The sequence below is a fragment of the Cryobacterium ruanii genome, assembly GCF_004404055.1.
GTDB lineage: Bacteria > Actinomycetota > Actinomycetes > Actinomycetales > Microbacteriaceae > Cryobacterium > Cryobacterium ruanii.
In genome coordinates, this window is the sequence record NZ_SOHK01000012.1 from 201522 (window position 1) to 216725 (window position 15204).

Here is a 15204-nt window from a genome sequence, read left to right on the forward strand (position 1 = left end):
CCGCGCGCCGTGAACCTAAGTTGGGGTTCGCTCGGCCTTGTCTTTCTCGGCGGAACCGTGGGCACGGCCCTCCGCGAGGCACTCGCCCTCGTGCTACCTCCGGTCGATCTCACCGCCGGTGTTCGCCTACCGCTGACCACACTCGGCATCAACCTGCTCGGTGCCCTGCTGCTCGGGCTGCTCCTCGAGGCCCTCGTGCGTCGGGGACCCGACGCTGGCCGCCGCCGCACCGTGCGTCTGCTGCTCGGCACCGGACTGCTCGGCGGATTCACGACCTACAGCGCCCTCGCAACCGACAGCGTTCTGCTGCTGCAGGGCGGTGCGACCGGAGTGGCCATGACCTATGGTCTCGGTTCGGTTCTGTTCGGTGGCGTCGCCACCTGGCTCGGCATCCTGATCGGTGCGGCGCTGCAGCGGCGCACGCACGAGGGTCGCGCAGTCGCTGGTGAGGACACCGGATGACCCCCCTCCTGTTCCTGGCAATCGCCACCGCTGGCGGCGTGGGCGCGACCGCCCGTCTCTTTCTTGACGGCCTCGTGCGCTCCAGGCTCGGCGATGCGTTCCCGTTCGGAACGACGATCATCAACGTGAGCGGCTCGCTGCTGCTCGGACTCGTTACCGGCCTGGCAATGAACCACCTGATCGCTGCGGAATGGAGCCTCGTGCTCGGTGTCGGCCTGCTGAGCGGCTACACGACGTTCAGCACTGCCAGCTTCGAAACGGTGCGGCTGATCCAGGCGCGCCGCTACCTGGCAGGGCTATTCAATGGAATCGGCATGCTCGGGGTATCCGTGGCCGCTGCCGCGCTCGGCCTCTGGGTCGGGCTCGCACCGGGCTAGCACTGCTGCGCCCATGTTCCGAGCCCGGAACGTGAAGAGGTGGTCAGTGCTCATTGGGGCTCGTCGAAGTAGAGGTGGGCGTGCAGCCGGCAGCCGGAATTGAACTCGGCGTTGCAGTGCGAGCAGCGATCAACTCGGCGATACTCGGAGATGCTGAGCTGGCGATGGCACGCACCGCACAAAATTGCGAGCTCTGACCACTCGGCTTGCGGCCACCGCCGCGTTGCGTGCGGGGTGCGTTCGTGCCGCACGGCCTCGTCGTGGCACTGAAAACACGGGTAATACCGCCGGCAGCAGGCGAACTTGATCGCCACAATATCGCGCTCCGAGTGAAAGTGGATGCACCGGGTCGACGCATCAAGAACCGCCCCGTATACGGTCGGCGCGCCCATTCCCCTCGGGGCCGTTTCGTCAGAATGGCTCATCTCAACGCGCGCGGCTACTCGCCGGGCGCAGCGGTCATCTGTGCGGTAACGAATGCTTCGAAGGCCGCGGCGTCGGTAAACGAGCCGTTGTAGCTCACGCCGTTCACCAGCACTGTGGGCGTTCCCTTGACATTTTCAATGTCGGAGTTGGGGATCGGCCCCGCGAGCGCGCGCTGCGTCGAAGCGTCCACCCAGCCGGCATAGGTCTGGTCGGTGATGCAGCTGGCGACATCGCTGGACGTCACCCCGGCTTCCTGGGCGAGGCTGGCAAGTTCGGCATTCGTCCGGCCGCTTGAATTCTCGGTGGGCTGATCGGCGAACATCGCCGTATTGAAAGCAAGAAAATTGTTGGGGTCGTAGTCGGCCACGCAGGCGGCAGCGTTCGCGGCTCGCGTGGCGTACTTGGTGCCCGAAGAGAGGCGGTCGAGAATCGAGATCGGGTGGATCTCGACCGTGGCATTGCCGGCGGTCACCCAGTCGGTGATCTGCTTGCCGTTGGTGGTCTCGAAGTTGCCACAAATCGGGCAAAGGTAGTCGAGGTACAGCACAATGTTGGCCGTGTCGGTCAGGGCGGTCTGGTCGGTCGCAATGGGATCGGCGTCGGCGGTCAGAGCGGCCGACGTGGCCGCGGAAACCGCGGTGCCTTCGCTGCCGAGCAGAATGCCGTCGCTGGCCATGTTGGCCGGGCCCGCCGCCGCCGGCGCGTTGACCGTGTTCACGATCACGAGCGCCACGATGGCGACCACGGCAAGCAGCCCGATACCGATACCGCCGCGCAGAAAGAGGCGACGTCGGGTGTCCCGTTTCGCCTGCTCCGCACGCATGAGCCTGGCGGTTTCGCGAGCCTCCTCGCGGCGGTCCTTCTTGGGCGGGCGGGCCTGGCCGGAAGTGCTCATGCGGGAGTTCACCATTCAGTCGTCGCTGCGCTGCCGAGACAGCCGTTGCTTATGACGTTAGCGGCCCTGCCTAACGATCCGGTTCAGACGGGCTGGGAGCAGGCTGGGAGCAGGGCTCCGGGGCGTGACCTGTCCGGGTGGTGGCGTATTGAAAAAAACGCGCGACAGCACCCGTTTCACCAGTCAGAGAGCGGATGCCGCCGCACCAAGTCTGGATTCGCCACGGGCCCGCAGCTCCACCGACTTCTCGGAATGGGGAATACTCAGGGTCTACCCTTGCTTGCTTTCAGAGTGGCCGGGCGCGCTGCCACAGCTTCGCCGTCACCACAACCCGCCGCCATCCAGCCTTTCTCGACCAGCCAAGGACATCCGTTTTCGTGATCACTGCCAGTATCCCCGTGGTTAGCGCCGCACAACTTAACTCGACGGCCGCGCACCCCGGGGACAAACTGACTCGCCGCCAGCGCATCGCGTACATTCTCATCCTCGGGGCACTTACGGCCCTCGGCCCGTTCACGATCGACCTGTACTTGCCGGCGTTCCCGACCCTGGAAAACGAATTCGGCGTGCTGCCGTCGGTCATCCAGCTCACGCTGACCGGAACCATGATCGGTTTCGGATTCGGGCAGCTCGTCGTGGGGCCGTGGAGCGACAAGATCGGTCGCCGGCTGCCGCTGATGCTCGCTACCGGGCTGCACATCCTCGCGTGTGTCGGCGCCGCGCTGTCGAATGAGATCGTCATGCTCGCTGTGTTCAGGGTGCTGCAGGGGTTCGGGGCCGCGGCCGGCGCGGTCGTGGCCATGGCCATGGTGCGCGACCTGTTCGGCGGTAAGCCGCTCGTGAAGATGCTCTCCCGCCTCGCGCTGGTCAGCGGCCTCGCGCCGGTGCTGGCGCCGGTGATCGGGTCGCAACTGCTGCTGGTCATGAACTGGCGCGGCATCTTCTGGGTGCTCGCCGCCTACGGCGTCATCGTGATTCTGGCCGTGGCTTTCTGGATCGTGGAGACCCTGCCCGAAAGCGAACGCCACACGTCGGGCCACAACACGTTGGGCCAGCGCTACAAAGCGGTACTCAGTGACCGCACCTTTGTGGGCGTCGCCATCATCGGGGCGATGACCTTCACCGGGCTATTCTCCTACCTGTCCGCCTCGCCGTTCTTGTTTCAAGACGTTTACGCGTTCAGCCCGCAGGAGTACGGCCTGCTGTTCGCCATCAACTCCCTCGGTGTGGTCACCGGGGTGCAGCTGAGCTCGCGCCTGATGCATCGTTTCAACATTGGACCGCAGTGGATTCTCTCGGTGTCCACGGTCGTGCTGGTCATCACTTCCGGTGCGATCGTACTGCTCGATTTCGCCGGCATGGGGCTGTGGGGCACCCTGGTACCGCTCTGGTTCTTCATTGCGGCCTGCGGTTTCACCCTGCCGAGCGTGCAGGTCATCGCGCTCAATGCCCACGGTCATGAGGCCGGAACGGCGGCGTCGCTGCTCGGCGCTGCGAACTTCGGTGTGGCTGGTCTGATCTCGCCGATTGTGGGAGTGCTCGGGGTCGGAACGTCGATACCGATGGCATCCGTTATGGGCGTCACCGCGGCGATCTCGATTCTCTCGCTCTGGCTCATCGTGCGCCCGAGCCGCGTGCCGGCGCTCGAGCACTAAGCCGACGCGCTCGGGTGTCGTCCACAATGCGAGAACGGATGCCCGCGGCGGCACGCCGGGGGGCCCGATTGCGGGCCGCTCCTCTACGATGGCGGGATGACTAAGCCGGAACGCGCCGCAGGCCCCGCTGCTCGCCGCGTGTCGCGCCGCTGGCCCCTCATCAGCGGGCTCTCGGCTTTGGCGCTCGCCACGCTGCTCGGACTCGTCGTGGTCGTGCGGGCCAACGGCCTCGCCGCCGAGCTCGACACCGAGTGGATGGACGAGATCGTAGAGCACCGCTCGCCGGTCTGGGAGATTCCGTCGTTGTTCATGAACGCCCTCGGCGGCGGCCTGTTCGGCGTTCTCGTCGTTCCGTTGGCCGTGACGCTCGCGATCGTGCTGATCAAGCGGCCGTGGGCGGCCGGGTACTACGTCGCGGCGACCGTGCTGAGTGCCGGCGGGGTACAGGTGCTCAAACAGGTTTTCGGCCGGGCCCGACCGGAGGACATGCTGGTCGCCTCGGATTTCGGGTCATTTCCCTCAGGCCATGTCGCCAATGCGGCGACCATGGCCGTGTGCCTCGCTATTATCTTTCCGCGACTCTGGGTGGCGCTCGTCGGCGCCGCGTACACGATCGTGATGCTGCTCAGCCGCACCTATCTGGGTGCGCACTGGCTCACCGACACCTTCGGCGGGTTGCTCCTCGGCGCCGGCGTTGCCATCGTGTTGTGGGCTCCGGTCGCCGCCAAACTCGCCGGTGAACGTGAACTGGCCGCCCGTCGAAGGTTTGAACGCCAGAGACAGAAAGAAGCCCGTTCATGACGAAGGCCCGGCGCAACGGTGAGGTGTCTTTCTGGTGGCACCAACTCGGACAGCCAGCAGCCCGCCCGGCACTGCCCGGATCGACCGGCGCCGATGTTGTCATCGTCGGCGCCGGCTATACCGGCCTGTGGACGGCCTACTACCTCAAGAAGGCGGCGCCGCAGCTGCGCATCATCGTGCTCGAGGCCCGCTTCAGCGGATTCGGTGCCTCGGGCCGGAACGGCGGCTGGCTGACGAACTCGGTCACCGGCGGTCGCGAGCAGTACGTGAGTAGCCACGGTCGGCCCGCCGCCGAACGCTTTCAGGCCGCCATGAATCACACGGTCGATGAGGTCATTCGGGTGGCAGCCGAAGAGGGCATCGACGCCGGCATAGTCAAGGGCGGCGAGTTCACGGTGGCCTATGACCCGGCGCAGCAGCACCGGCTGGAGCACGCTGCGCGCGCCGAACAGGCATGGGCGCACACCGACGTCGAACTGCTGTCGACAACCGCCGCGCAGAACCGCATCAATGTGGCGGGTACCACCGGCGCCATGTGGCATCCGCACTGCGCCCGCATCAACCCGGCCGAGCTCGTGGCCGGGCTCGCGCGCACGGTCGAAGCGCTCGGCGTGGAGATCTACGAGAACACACCGGTGAGCGAGATCACGCCGCACCGGGCGCTGACCGCTCGGGGCACCGTCACGGCCTCGTTCGTCGTGCGCGCGACGGAGGGATTCACCGCCGCGCTCAAAGGGCTGCACCGAACGTGGCTGCCCATGAATTCGTCGCTGATCGCGACGGAGCCGCTCACGGCATCCGTTTGGGAGAGCATCGGCTGGTCTGGCCGGGAAACCCTGGGCGATATGGCGCACGCCTACATGTACGCGCAGCGCACGAGCGACGACCGCATCGCGATCGGCGGGCGCGGGGTGCCATACCGATTCGGTTCGAAAACGGATGCCGATGGCCAGACCCCGCAGGCCACCGTCGACGCGTTACGCGAAATTCTGGTGCGCTTCTTTCCGGCGACGAAGAGCGCTCGCATCGATCATGCGTGGTCCGGCGTGCTCGGTGTGCCGCGGGACTGGGCCGCGACCGTCGGTCTCGACCCGCAGACCGGACTGGCCTGGGCCGGTGGCTACGTGGGCACCGGGGTCGCGACTACGAACCTGGCCGGGCGCACCCTGACCGACCTGATTCTCGGCCGGGACAGCACCCTCGTGGAATTGCCTTGGGTGAACCATCGGGTGCGCGCTTGGGAGCCGGAACCGTTGCGCTGGCTCGCCGTGACCGCGCTGTATCGGGCCTATTCCCTGGCCGATCGGGCCGAACTCGGCGGCCGCCGCACGACGTCATTACTCGCGCGGGTCGCCGATGTCGTGTCGGGCCGGGGACACTAGACGCCCTGGCGAGTCGCGTGCCGCGCGCACCGGTGCACCAGCTGCGGTTGGAGGCGGCCGAGGTCAGCCTCGGTGAGCGGATCGGGTGGGCGCACGACCGCGACCCCGAGCGTGTCGACCATCTCTTCCAGGCCCGATCGTGGCCAGACCTGGCCGCGCAGGCGCAGCAGCACCTCACCGGCGGAGTCGAGTAGGTACAGGTGCGGGAGGGTATCGAGGGTTCCGCTCTGGTACAGGTTGACGAGCACGACGCTGGTGATGTCGGCGGTGGCGAGTGTGGTGACTCGACCCAGCAGGTTTCGGCTTTCTACGCGCTCAGTGGTCACGGTCACGCACATCGTGCGTGCTCCAAACACTCCGGCTGCGCCGAGAATGACCAGACCAAACTGAACGACGGTGACGAATATCCAGGTATCGCTGGGAATGGTGAGCCAGTACATCACGAGCGACAGGGGCACCAGCAACGCCAGGGTGGCAATGACCGTGCGCGCGACCAACCTGCGCCGTGGTCGCAAAAGCGTCATTTTGCTGGGCTCGAACCCCTTAGGCAACATATATTCATTTCCCCTCAAAATGAGTATTGCGCATGCTGCGCGCTTTCTCTGTACCTCCACCTGGGGGGGAGACGAAGCGGTCTAGATCGACTAGCGATCGGAGACGAAGAATCGTGAGTGGTGAATCGGTGCTGGTGTGCCCGGCGTAGAGTTATTTCTGTGCATTCACCGGCTGTCCGCATACGCGGCAACACAGCGAAGCGGTACCGCCTACATCCGGCGCAGGTCGTCGTTATGGGCTTCGCCTTGACCATTCTGGTCGGCACCGCGCTGCTCATGCTGCCGAACTCCCGCGTGGGGCCCGGCGCGGCGTCGTTCTTGGAGGCGCTGTTCACCGCGACCAGCGCCGTCTGCGTCACCGGTCTGACCGTCGTCGATACGGCGGTCTATTGGACGCCGTTTGGCCAGGTCGTGATTCTGCTGCTCATTCAGATCGGCGGCTTCGGCATCATGTCCTTCGCCTCCGTGGTGGGCCTCGCCATTGCCCGCAAGCTCTCGCTGCGCTCCCGCATCACGGCCGCCGCCGAGACCAAGAGCGTCGGGCTCGAAGACGTGAAAGGACTCGTGCTCGGCGTCGTGCGCATCTCGCTCGCCATCGAGATCACGGTCGCGGTCCTGCTAGCGCTGCGCTTCATGCTCGGCTACGGCGAACCGGTCGGCCGAGCCATCTGGCTCGGAGTATTCCACTCCGTGTCGAGCTTCAACAATGCGGGCTTCGCCCTGTTCAGCGACAACCTCATGGGGTTTGCAACGGATGCCTGGATCTGCGTGCCGATTAGCGCCGCGATCATTCTGGGCGGGTTGGGGTTCCCCGTGATCGTGCAGCTGCGCCGGCAGCTGCGCACGCGGCCGTTCAGCTGGTCGATTCGAACCTGGACCATGAACACTCGCATCGTTCTGGCCGGCACGATCGTGCTGCTAACGCTCGGAACGGCGTATATTACGGTCGTTGAATGGTCCAATCCGAACACGCTCGGCCCCTTCGACTGGGCGGGCAAGCTGCTTGCCGGGTTCTTTCAGGCGGTGCAGACCCGAACCGCCGGTTTCAACAGCATCGACATCGGTCAGATGGACTCGGCAAGCCTGCTCGGCATGGACGTGCTTATGCTGATCGGTGGCGGCCCCGCTGGCACCGCCGGCGGTATCAAGATCACGACTTTCGCCGTGCTGTTCTTCATTCTCTGGACCGAGCTGCGCGGCGAGGTTGCCGTGAACGTCTTCGGTAAGAGGCTCTCCCGAGCGGTGCACCGGGAGGCGATCACGATCGTCCTGCTCGCGGTCGGGGTGATCATCTCCGCGACCGCGGCTCTCATGCTCCTGACCGACATCTCGATGGACGCCCTGCTGTTCGAAGCGATCAGCGCCTTCGCCACGGTGGGACTGTCGACCGGTATCACCGCCGGATTGCCGTGGGGCGGGCAGGTCATTCTGATTCTGCTGATGTTCATCGGCCGACTCGGCCCGATCACCATCGGCTCTGCAATGGCCCTGCGCGAACGGCACACCACCTACGAACTCCCCAAGGAAAGGCCGATCATTGGCTAAATATTCGCTGTTCGGGCATCGCGACGCTTCCCGCCTGGCCGAAGCGGAATCGGTCGTGGTCATCGGCCTTGGCCGGTTTGGCAGTGCCCTCGCCCTCGAACTCATGAAGAGCGGCACCGAGGTGCTCGGCATCGACGGTGACGAAGAAATCGTGCAGGCACACAATCGCCTGCTCACCCACGTGGTGCGTGCCGACTCCACGAAGGAAGCGACCCTGCGCGAGCTGTCAGTGCCCGACTTTTCCAGCGTGGTCGTGGCGATCGGCGGCGATATCCAAGCGAACATCCTCACCGCCTCTCTGTTGCTCAAGCTCGGCATTCCCAATATCTGGGCCAAGGCGGTCAGCGACCCGCACGGTGAAATTCTCACCCAGCTCGGCGTGCAGCACGTCATCTACCCGGAGAAAGACATGGGCAAGCGGGTCGCCCACCTCGTGCGCGGCGCCATGCAGGACTACATCGAGATCGGTGAGAATTTTGCGCTGGTCAAGACGGCCCCGCCACGCTCCCTGATCGGCGTACCGCTCGGACAGGCCAAGGTGCGCGCCCGCTTTGGCATCACCGTGACCGCCTACCACCGCCCCGGCGCTGGCTGGAGTTACACCTCGCTCGACACCGTGATCGAGGACGGCGACATCATCCTGATCGCGGGAGAGTCGGCGCGCGTCGAAGAATACAGCCTGATGCGATGAGCGACCCCTTCGCATTTCTGGCGCAGGCCTCGCTCGGCACCCGCGTCGTCGTGCGTACGCGCATCCCAGGTGGATACACCGACGCGCTGGGCTTTCTGCGGGAGCGGAGCGCGGCATCCGTTTCGGTGGAGACCAAACGGGGCCTGGTCACGCTCGCGATGGAGGACGTGGTGGCCGCGAAGGACGTGCCGCCCGCGCCAGAGCCTCGGTCACGATTGCTCTAGGCGTGCGGGGCCCAGTCGGTTCCGAGTTCGACGACGCAGAGGTATGGGCCGACGAAGGGGCGCAGTGCGACGGCGCTGTCGTCGTGGCCGAGAGTGCGCGCGACCCGCTGGATGAGTCCGAGGTGCACAGCGCAGACCACGCCGGGGTTGTCGCGGGCCGCCTCGCGAAACGGGCAGGCAGTGAGTGCGATGGAGCGGCCGGCCGAATCGAGTTCGGGGGCGAATTCCAGCTGGTCGAGCAACTCGACGAGGGGCATGGCGCCCGCTCCGGTCGACGCGGCGAGACCGCCGGCGAAGGCCTCCGACCATTTTTCTCCGGCGCGGATGGCGCGGGCCCGGCCGCCGTCGTCGTCCTCCGCGAGTGCGCTCGCGAGGGCGTGGCTGAGCTGGTCCTGCGCGTCGCCACGGGGAGCCGGGACGGGCGTGAAACGGATGCGCGGCCGGCCGCGCTGGCCGGACCGGTCGGGTTCACGCTGAATGAGCCGGGCGGCCAGCAGCTGGTCGAGGTGGAACCGGGCGGTCGTGACGTGCAGGTTCATTCGGGCGGCGACGGCGGCCGCGTCCAACGGCTCGCCGGAATCGATGAGAAACTTGAGCACGCTGCGTCGGATCGGGGACGCGAGCGCGGCATGCCAGGCGGGACTGCGTTCTTTGGATTCCACGTTTCAACAGTAGCCCGATTTGCGAGCAGCAGGGTGCTTTTAATTCGGGCCCGGCGTGCGGGTCAGAGAACGATGTGCAGCGGCTCCTCGAGCAGGGTGGTGAGGTCGCGCAGGAACGCGGCCGCGACGGCCCCGTCGAGCACCCGGTGGTCGACGGTCAGGGTGATCTTGACCGTGGGCACGGTCACGAGCACGCCATCGCGCACGGCGGGAACATCGCTCGCCGCGCCGATCGCCAGGATGCCGGCCTCCGGCGGATTCAACACGGCGGTGAACGAATCGATACCGAACATGCCGAGGTTGCTGATGGTGAAGGTTCCCCCGGACATCTGACCGAGGGACAGGCCGCCACTGCGCGCGAGGCCGGCCAGGGCGCGGGTCTCGACGGCGATGGCGCCGAGCGACTTCTGATCGGCGTCGGCGACCACGGGTACGAGCAGTCCGTCGTCGGTCGCTACGGCCACGCCCACGTTGACGTGGTTGTGGCGCAGGATGACGCCGTCGCCCCAGGAGGCGTTGACTTCGGGGTGTGCGCGCAGCGCGACCGCGCTGGCCCGCACGAACAGGTCATTGAGGCTGACCTTGGTGCCAAGCACCGCGAGCGACTCGTTCACGTCGGCGCGGAAGGCGACGAGGCGTTCTACGTTGACGACGCTGGTCAGGAAGAAGTGCGGCACGGCCTGGCTCTCGGTGAGTCGCCGGGCCGTGACGGCGCGGATGCGGCTGACCGGTACGTCGACGGAATCGGTCGGCCCGGTCGAGGTCGTGGGTGCCGCTGGCGCTGCAATGACGGGTGCGGGGGTGGCCGGACCGGCCTTCCCTTTCACGGCGATCGCCGCGTCCACGTCGGTGCGCGTGATGCGACCCTGGGGCCCCGTGCCGGCGATGGTGTGCAGGTCAATGCCGTGCTCTCGGCCGATCTTGCGGGCCAGCGGCGAGGTGCGCAGTTCGCCCGTGTTCGGTGCCGTGGGCGCTGCCGCACGTGCGGGTGTTGCCGCGGCGGGAGCAATGGCCGCGGTGGGAGCTGCCGGGGCGGGAGCAATGGCCGTGGCGAGAGCTGCCGGGGCGGGAACGGGAGCATCCGCTGGGGGAGCTACGACGACGGCCGGGGCCGCGTTTTCCGTGACGATATTGCTGCCGTCACCGATGCGGGCGACCGGCGCGGCGCACAGGGGCGTCGAGAAAGTCGAAGACGCCCTCGCCGATGGTCGCCGAGATCTCGGCGCCGATGCCGTAGCTGAGCCAGTCGTCTTCGAAGACGACGGCGTGGCCGGTCTTCTTCACCGAGGCACAGATGGTGTCGCGGTCGAGCGGGCGCAGGCTGCGCAGGTCGACGACCTCGATCGAGAGGCCCTCGGCTTCGAGCTGGTTGGCCACCTCGAGGGCGGTCGTGGTGCCGCGCGAATAGCTCACAATGGTGAGGTCGGTTCCGGTCTTGACGACCGCCGCCTTGCCGATCTCGGCGATCTGTTCGCCATCGGGCACCTCGCCCTTGGCGCTGTAGAGCGAGAGGTTCTCGAGGAAGATCACCGGGTCGTCATCGCGGATGGCCGCGGTGAGCAGCGCCTTCGCGTCGGCCGGGGTCGACGGGGCGACGACCTTGAGCCCGGGAATGTGGGCGTACCAGACCTCGAGGTTCTGCGAGTGGGTCGCGGCGAGCTGCTGGCCGCCGCCGCCGGGCATGCGGATGACGAGCGGAATGGAGACCTGGCCGGCGAACATCGACCGCATCTTGGCGGCGTGGTTCACGATCTGGTCGATGGCGATGAGGCTGAAGTTGATGGTCATGATCTCGACCACGGGCCGCATGCCGAGCATCGCGGCGCCGAGGGCGGCACCGACGAAGCCCTCTTCGGCGATCGGAGCATCGAGCACCCGGTCGGGTCCGAAATCTTTGAGCAGTCCGGCGGTGATCTTATAAGACCCCTCGAACACCCCGATTTCTTCACCGATGAGAAGGACCAACTCGTCGTGCTCCAGTTCGGCGCGTAGGGTTTCGTTGAGCGCCTGGCGGTAGGTGATCGTGCGGGTGGCGGGTTCTACTTTGGCAGTCACAGTGCGTCCATAACGGGTTCATGAGCACCGGCAACCCCACGCGCCGCCTGAACTTTGGCTTTCGGGCACCCAAGGTGGCTCCGCGTTCCATCGCGGCCGTCCCGCTCACGAATGAGCAGGGCGTCATCGCGCACATGGCGGCGTCCATTCTGCTCGACTACCCGACGCCGGCGCGGCGGGCGCAATTCGCGCTGGTGGAGGCATCCGTTCTGAATCTGCCGGGGGAGCTGCACCGCAGCTTTGAGGCGTTCTTCACGGCGGTCAACACGCTCAGCCAGCAGCAGCTCGAAACGCACTTCACCGCGACCTTCGACCTGAAACGCAAGTGCTGCCCGTACCTCACCTACTATGCGGCCGGGGATACACGTCGCCGCGGCATGGCGCTCGTGCGGTTCGTCGAGGCGTACCGGGCCGCTGGCTGGCAGGTTGACGCCGACGAACTGCCCGACTACCTGCCGATGGTGCTGGAATTCTCAGCGCTCTCCGACTCCCCGATCGCGCAGGAACTGCTCGCCGCGCACCGCGACGGTATCGAGGTGCTGCGCTCGGCGCTCGAGAAGTTCGACAGTCCATACGCCCACCTTGTGGAGGCGGTGTGCCTGTCGCTGCCCGTGATCGACGACGAGACCCGCGAACGCTACCTCAACCTGGTCAACGAGGGGCCGCCAACCGAGACCGTCGGCATGACCTACCTCGGCAATCTGAAACCGTTTTCCGCGCACGCCAACGAGGATGTGAGAGCATGACCGCTTGGGATTACCTGCTCTGGGTCGCTTTTCCCTACGCCGCCTCGGGCGTGTTCGTGGTAGGCCACCTGCTGCGCTACCGCTAAGACCAGTTCGGCTGGACCTCGCGGTCGAGCCAGACCTACGAGAATCGGCTGCTGCGCTGGGGTTCGCCCATGTTCCACTACGGCATCCTCATGGTGATTGGCGGGCACGTCGTTGGCCTGTTCATTCCCAAGCCGTGGCTCGAGTTCTTCGGCGTGACCGAGCACATGTACCACCTCGGGGCCACCTGGCTGGGCACTTTCGCGGCCGTCTTGACCGTGGCCGGGCTCGCCATTCTGATCTACCGGCGTCGCCTGACCAGGCGGGTGCTGCTCGTCACGACGGTGATGGACAAGGTCATGTACGTATTTTTGGCCGGGACCATCGCGTTCGGCACGACGGCCACGGTGCTTTACCAGATCTTTGGCGGCGGTTACGACTATCGCGGGTCGATTTCACCCTGGATTCGCTCGCTCTACAGCTTTCAGCCCGATCCCTCGCTCATGAGCGACGTGCCGTTCTTCTTTCAACTGCACGTACTCACCGCCACGACGCTCTTTCTGCTCTGGCCGTTCACTCGCCTGGTGCACGTGTTCTCCGCGCCGCTCGGCTACCTCGTGCGGCCCTACGTGGTCTACCGCTCGCGGGACAACCCCCGCGGTGCGGGGTCGAGGGCACCGCGTCGCGGCTGGGAAAAGAGCGAGCGTCCGCTCGAGCGGTCGCGCAAATAATGGCACGATACTGGCTGCATGACACTACGAATTAAAAGAGCGTATGAGGCGGCATCCGCTTCCGATGGATGCCGGGTGCTGGTTGACCGACTTTGGCCACGCGGCGTCTCCAAGGAGCACGCCGCGCTCGACGAGTGGCTGAAAGACGTTGCACCGTCGCCCGCGCTGCGCACATGGTGGAAGCACGACCCGAAGCGAATGGACGAGTTCGCGCTGCGCTACCGCGCCGAACTCGACGGCAACGCGCCAACCCAGGCGGCCGTCCAGGAGTTGCGTGCGCTCGCCGCGGGGTCGCAGGTCACGACTCTGATCTACGGGGCCAAGGACCCGCGGGTGAACCACGCGCGGGTGCTCGCCGAATACCTAAAGGAATAATCGACGCACCGGTCCACAATTCGCGCGGAGGAATACTGAGCCAGCTTTCGGCCTTGGGTCAAGAGCGCCCGCACGTGGAGGGGGATCTCGAAGGGGCTCCCAGCATGCGGGCCAGGGGGCGTCAGCGTGTAACACAAATGACAACAGAAAGTGTCGAACCAGTGTCTTCAGTAATTCCCGTCAGCACCCGCCGCAGCAGACTTCCCAAATGGGTGCGCTCATTCGGCGTTCAGATCATCGCCGCGCTCATCATCGGCCTCGGCCTGGGTCTGTTGGCCAAATACACCGGCAGCACCGAAGCAAACCCCAACGGGCTCGGTGCCACCTTGAAAATTATCGGGTCGAGCTACGTCTCGCTGCTGCAGGCAGCCGTCGTGCCGCTCATTTTCACGGCCGTGGTCAGTTCGATCGCCAACCTGCGCCAGGTGTCCAACGCGGCAAAACTAGCCTGGAACACCCTGCTCTGGTTCGCAATCACCGCCTTGATCGCCGTTCTGATCGGCATCGGACTGGGAGTTCTGGTGCGGCCGGGAGCAGCAACCGGCATCACTGAGAATGCCGAATACGCCGGCAAGACCGGTGATTGGTGGGCTTTCCTGACCGGGCTGTTCCCGAAGAACTTCCTCGGTCTGGGCGCGAGCACCAATGTCGTCGACGGCATCGCGACCACCAACATCAGCTTCAACGTGTTGCAGATCCTGGTCATCGCCATCGTGGTCGGCATCGCCGCGTTGAAGGTGGGCAAGGCGGCCGAACCCTTCCTCAACCTGAACGCATCCGCTCTCGCGGTCATTCAGAAGGTGCTGTGGTGGATCATTCGCATCGCGCCGCTCGGCACGATCGGTCTGATCGGCAACGCGGTCGCGGTGTACGGCTGGGACACCATGGGTTCCCTCGGCAAGTTCGCGGTCACCATCTACATCGGCCTGGTGTTGGTATTGTTCGTCGTCTACCCGATACTGATCAAATCGCACGGTCTGTCTGTGAAGCAGTACTACTCCGGCGTGTGGCCGGCGGTTCAACTCGGCTTCGTGTCGCGCTCCTCCATCGGTACCCTTCCACTGACGCAGCGCGTAACCGAGCGCAGCCTCGGTGTGCCTCGCGGCTACGCATCCTTCGCCGTTCCGCTCGGAGCCACGACCAAAATGGACGGGTGCGCGGCCATTTATCCGGCCGTCGCCGCTATTTTCGTCGCACAGTTCTTCGGTATCCAGCTGGACCTCACCCAGTATCTGCTGATCGTGCTGGTCTCCGTACTGGGAAGCGCAGCAACGGCGGGCACCACGGGTGCCGTGGTCATGCTGACGCTGACGCTGTCGACGCTGGGACTGCCGTTGGCCGGGGTGGGCCTGCTGCTGGCCATCGACCCGATCATAGACATGGGCCGTACCGCGGTCAACGTTGCGGGACAGGCGCTCGTGCCCACCATCGTGGCCAAGCGTCAGGGCATTCTCGACGAGTCACTCTATAACGCGCCGCGCACCGCGCAGCCGTTCACGGACGACTCGGCAGAAATAGCGTCCCGGGAACCGGCCGACACGCGGGTCTAGGTCTACCTGGCTCTCAGGTCGCTGTGAGGGGGCGCAGATCGATCTACAA

At 65.8% G+C, this 15204-nt stretch carries 18 protein-coding genes and 2 pseudogenes; 13 read left to right on the forward strand and 7 right to left on the reverse strand.

From position 1 onward, the window contains the following. Positions 1 to 9 precede the first annotated feature (9 nt). Positions 10 to 462, forward strand: a complete 453-nt coding sequence (locus E3T47_RS08140) for a CrcB family protein (protein WP_134555573.1) — start codon at positions 10 to 12, stop codon at positions 460 to 462. Next, positions 459 to 839, forward strand: a complete 381-nt coding sequence (gene crcB, locus E3T47_RS08145) for a fluoride efflux transporter CrcB (protein WP_134555574.1) — start codon at positions 459 to 461, stop codon at positions 837 to 839. Before E3T47_RS08140 ends, crcB begins: the two co-directional genes overlap by 4 nt. A gap of 50 nt (positions 840 to 889) precedes the next feature. Here crcB and E3T47_RS08150 read toward each other — a convergent pair whose 3' ends face one another. After that, positions 890 to 1264 (reverse strand): CHY zinc finger protein, encoded by a 375-nt coding sequence (locus E3T47_RS08150; RefSeq protein ID WP_338419385.1) that lies wholly within the window; start codon positions 1262 to 1264, stop codon positions 890 to 892. Positions 1265 to 1278: 14 nt separating this feature from the next. After that, positions 1279 to 2160 (reverse strand): DsbA family protein, encoded by an 882-nt coding sequence (locus E3T47_RS08155; RefSeq protein WP_166805661.1) that lies wholly within the window; start codon positions 2158 to 2160, stop codon positions 1279 to 1281. Between the two features lie 377 nt (positions 2161 to 2537). On the opposite strand from E3T47_RS08155, the gene E3T47_RS08160 reads away from it, so the two are divergent. From E3T47_RS08160 to E3T47_RS08170, 3 genes are all read left to right on the forward strand, one after another. Beyond that, complete coding sequence (locus E3T47_RS08160) at positions 2538 to 3815, forward strand: multidrug effflux MFS transporter (protein WP_241982078.1); 1278 nt, start codon at positions 2538 to 2540, stop codon at positions 3813 to 3815. Between the two features lie 96 nt (positions 3816 to 3911). Then, positions 3912 to 4616 (forward strand): phosphatase PAP2 family protein, encoded by a 705-nt coding sequence (locus E3T47_RS08165; protein ID WP_134555578.1) that lies wholly within the window; start codon positions 3912 to 3914, stop codon positions 4614 to 4616. Next, positions 4613 to 5998, forward strand: coding sequence for an NAD(P)/FAD-dependent oxidoreductase (locus E3T47_RS08170; protein ID WP_134555579.1), 1386 nt, complete (start codon positions 4613 to 4615; stop codon positions 5996 to 5998). The genes E3T47_RS08165 and E3T47_RS08170 overlap by 4 nt, the downstream gene beginning before the upstream one ends. On the opposite strand, the gene E3T47_RS08175 is transcribed toward E3T47_RS08170, so the two are convergent. Beyond that, positions 5995 to 6522, reverse strand: a complete 528-nt coding sequence (locus E3T47_RS08175) for a hypothetical protein (protein WP_134555580.1) — start codon at positions 6520 to 6522, stop codon at positions 5995 to 5997. The genes E3T47_RS08170 and E3T47_RS08175 overlap by 4 nt on opposite strands. A gap of 264 nt (positions 6523 to 6786) precedes the next feature. Between E3T47_RS08175 and E3T47_RS08180 the strand changes: the two genes are divergently transcribed. From E3T47_RS08180 to E3T47_RS08190, 3 genes are read left to right on the forward strand one after another with little or no spacing between them, the layout of a single operon-like run. After that, on the forward strand, positions 6787 to 8097 hold the full coding sequence (locus E3T47_RS08180) for a TrkH family potassium uptake protein (protein WP_134555676.1): 1311 nt from the start codon (positions 6787 to 6789) through the stop codon (positions 8095 to 8097). Then, complete coding sequence (locus tag E3T47_RS08185) at positions 8090 to 8788, forward strand: potassium channel family protein (protein ID WP_198416611.1); 699 nt, start codon at positions 8090 to 8092, stop codon at positions 8786 to 8788. The genes E3T47_RS08180 and E3T47_RS08185 overlap by 8 nt, the downstream gene beginning before the upstream one ends. Further along, a complete protein-coding gene (locus E3T47_RS08190) occupies positions 8785 to 9012 on the forward strand; it encodes a putative acetyltransferase (RefSeq protein WP_134555581.1) in 228 nt (75 codons plus the stop codon). Before E3T47_RS08185 ends, E3T47_RS08190 begins: the two co-directional genes overlap by 4 nt. Here E3T47_RS08190 and E3T47_RS08195 read toward each other — a convergent pair. From E3T47_RS08195 to E3T47_RS08205, 4 genes and pseudogenes are all read right to left on the reverse strand, one after another. Continuing rightward, entirely contained in the window at positions 9009 to 9674 is a 666-nt protein-coding gene (locus E3T47_RS08195) for a helix-turn-helix transcriptional regulator (protein ID WP_134555582.1), read from the reverse strand. The genes E3T47_RS08190 and E3T47_RS08195 overlap by 4 nt on opposite strands. A 62-nt stretch (positions 9675 to 9736) precedes the next feature. Next, the gene (locus E3T47_RS08200; RefSeq protein WP_166805662.1) at positions 9737 to 10519 is read right to left on the reverse strand and encodes a 2-oxo acid dehydrogenase subunit E2; all 783 of its coding nucleotides are present in this window, start codon (positions 10517 to 10519) and stop codon (positions 9737 to 9739) included. A 9-nt stretch (positions 10520 to 10528) separates the two neighbouring features. Continuing rightward, a pseudogene (locus E3T47_RS16790) lies at positions 10529 to 10846 on the reverse strand (E3 binding domain-containing protein); the annotation flags it as partial. Continuing rightward, positions 10815 to 11729, reverse strand: a complete 915-nt coding sequence (locus tag E3T47_RS08205) for an alpha-ketoacid dehydrogenase subunit beta (RefSeq protein WP_241982080.1) — start codon at positions 11727 to 11729, stop codon at positions 10815 to 10817. The pseudogene E3T47_RS16790 and the gene E3T47_RS08205, both read right to left, overlap by 32 nt. A 20-nt stretch (positions 11730 to 11749) precedes the next feature. Between E3T47_RS08205 and narJ the strand changes: the two genes are divergently transcribed. The 5 genes and pseudogenes from narJ (at position 11750) to E3T47_RS08225 (ending at position 15155) form a co-directional block, all read left to right on the forward strand. Then, on the forward strand, positions 11750 to 12475 hold the full coding sequence (gene narJ, locus E3T47_RS08210) for a nitrate reductase molybdenum cofactor assembly chaperone (RefSeq protein ID WP_241982082.1): 726 nt from the start codon (positions 11750 to 11752) through the stop codon (positions 12473 to 12475). After that, a complete protein-coding gene (locus E3T47_RS16675) occupies positions 12472 to 12561 on the forward strand; it encodes a respiratory nitrate reductase subunit gamma (RefSeq protein WP_338419386.1) in 90 nt (29 codons plus the stop codon). The genes narJ and E3T47_RS16675 overlap by 4 nt, the downstream gene beginning before the upstream one ends. Positions 12562 to 12573: 12 nt before the next feature. Next, a pseudogene (narI, locus tag E3T47_RS08215) lies at positions 12574 to 13230 on the forward strand (respiratory nitrate reductase subunit gamma); the annotation flags it as partial. Between the two features lie 18 nt (positions 13231 to 13248). Continuing rightward, positions 13249 to 13605, forward strand: a complete 357-nt coding sequence (locus E3T47_RS08220; protein ID WP_134555584.1) for a DUF488 domain-containing protein — start codon at positions 13249 to 13251, stop codon at positions 13603 to 13605. Positions 13606 to 13742: 137 nt separating this feature from the next. Beyond that, positions 13743 to 15155 (forward strand): dicarboxylate/amino acid:cation symporter, encoded by a 1413-nt coding sequence (locus tag E3T47_RS08225; RefSeq protein WP_134555585.1) that lies wholly within the window; start codon positions 13743 to 13745, stop codon positions 15153 to 15155. Positions 15156 to 15204 lie beyond the last annotated feature (49 nt).

What these genes read in the sequence shown, in the direction of transcription:
- crcB (WP_134555574.1), top strand. Translation starts at nt 459, where the DNA reads ATGACCCCCCTCCTGTTCCTGGCAATCGCCACCGCTGGCGGCGTGGGC.
- E3T47_RS08150 (WP_338419385.1), bottom strand. Translation starts at nt 1,264, where the DNA reads ATGAGCCATTCTGACGAAACGGCCCCGAGGGGAATGGGCGCGCCGACC.
- E3T47_RS08155 (WP_166805661.1), bottom strand. Translation starts at nt 2,160, where the DNA reads ATGAGCACTTCCGGCCAGGCCCGCCCGCCCAAGAAGGACCGCCGCGAG.
- E3T47_RS08165 (WP_134555578.1), top strand. Translation starts at nt 3,912, where the DNA reads ATGACTAAGCCGGAACGCGCCGCAGGCCCCGCTGCTCGCCGCGTGTCG.
- E3T47_RS08170 (WP_134555579.1), top strand. Translation starts at nt 4,613, where the DNA reads ATGACGAAGGCCCGGCGCAACGGTGAGGTGTCTTTCTGGTGGCACCAA.
- E3T47_RS08175 (WP_134555580.1), bottom strand. Translation starts at nt 6,522, where the DNA reads ATGACGCTTTTGCGACCACGGCGCAGGTTGGTCGCGCGCACGGTCATT.
- E3T47_RS08180 (WP_134555676.1), top strand. Translation starts at nt 6,787, where the DNA reads ATGGGCTTCGCCTTGACCATTCTGGTCGGCACCGCGCTGCTCATGCTG.
- E3T47_RS08190 (WP_134555581.1), top strand. Translation starts at nt 8,785, where the DNA reads ATGAGCGACCCCTTCGCATTTCTGGCGCAGGCCTCGCTCGGCACCCGC.
- narJ (WP_241982082.1), top strand. Translation starts at nt 11,750, where the DNA reads ATGAGCACCGGCAACCCCACGCGCCGCCTGAACTTTGGCTTTCGGGCA.
- E3T47_RS16675 (WP_338419386.1), top strand. Translation starts at nt 12,472, where the DNA reads ATGACCGCTTGGGATTACCTGCTCTGGGTCGCTTTTCCCTACGCCGCC.
- E3T47_RS08220 (WP_134555584.1), top strand. Translation starts at nt 13,249, where the DNA reads ATGACACTACGAATTAAAAGAGCGTATGAGGCGGCATCCGCTTCCGAT.
- E3T47_RS08225 (WP_134555585.1), top strand. Translation starts at nt 13,743, where the DNA reads ATGACAACAGAAAGTGTCGAACCAGTGTCTTCAGTAATTCCCGTCAGC.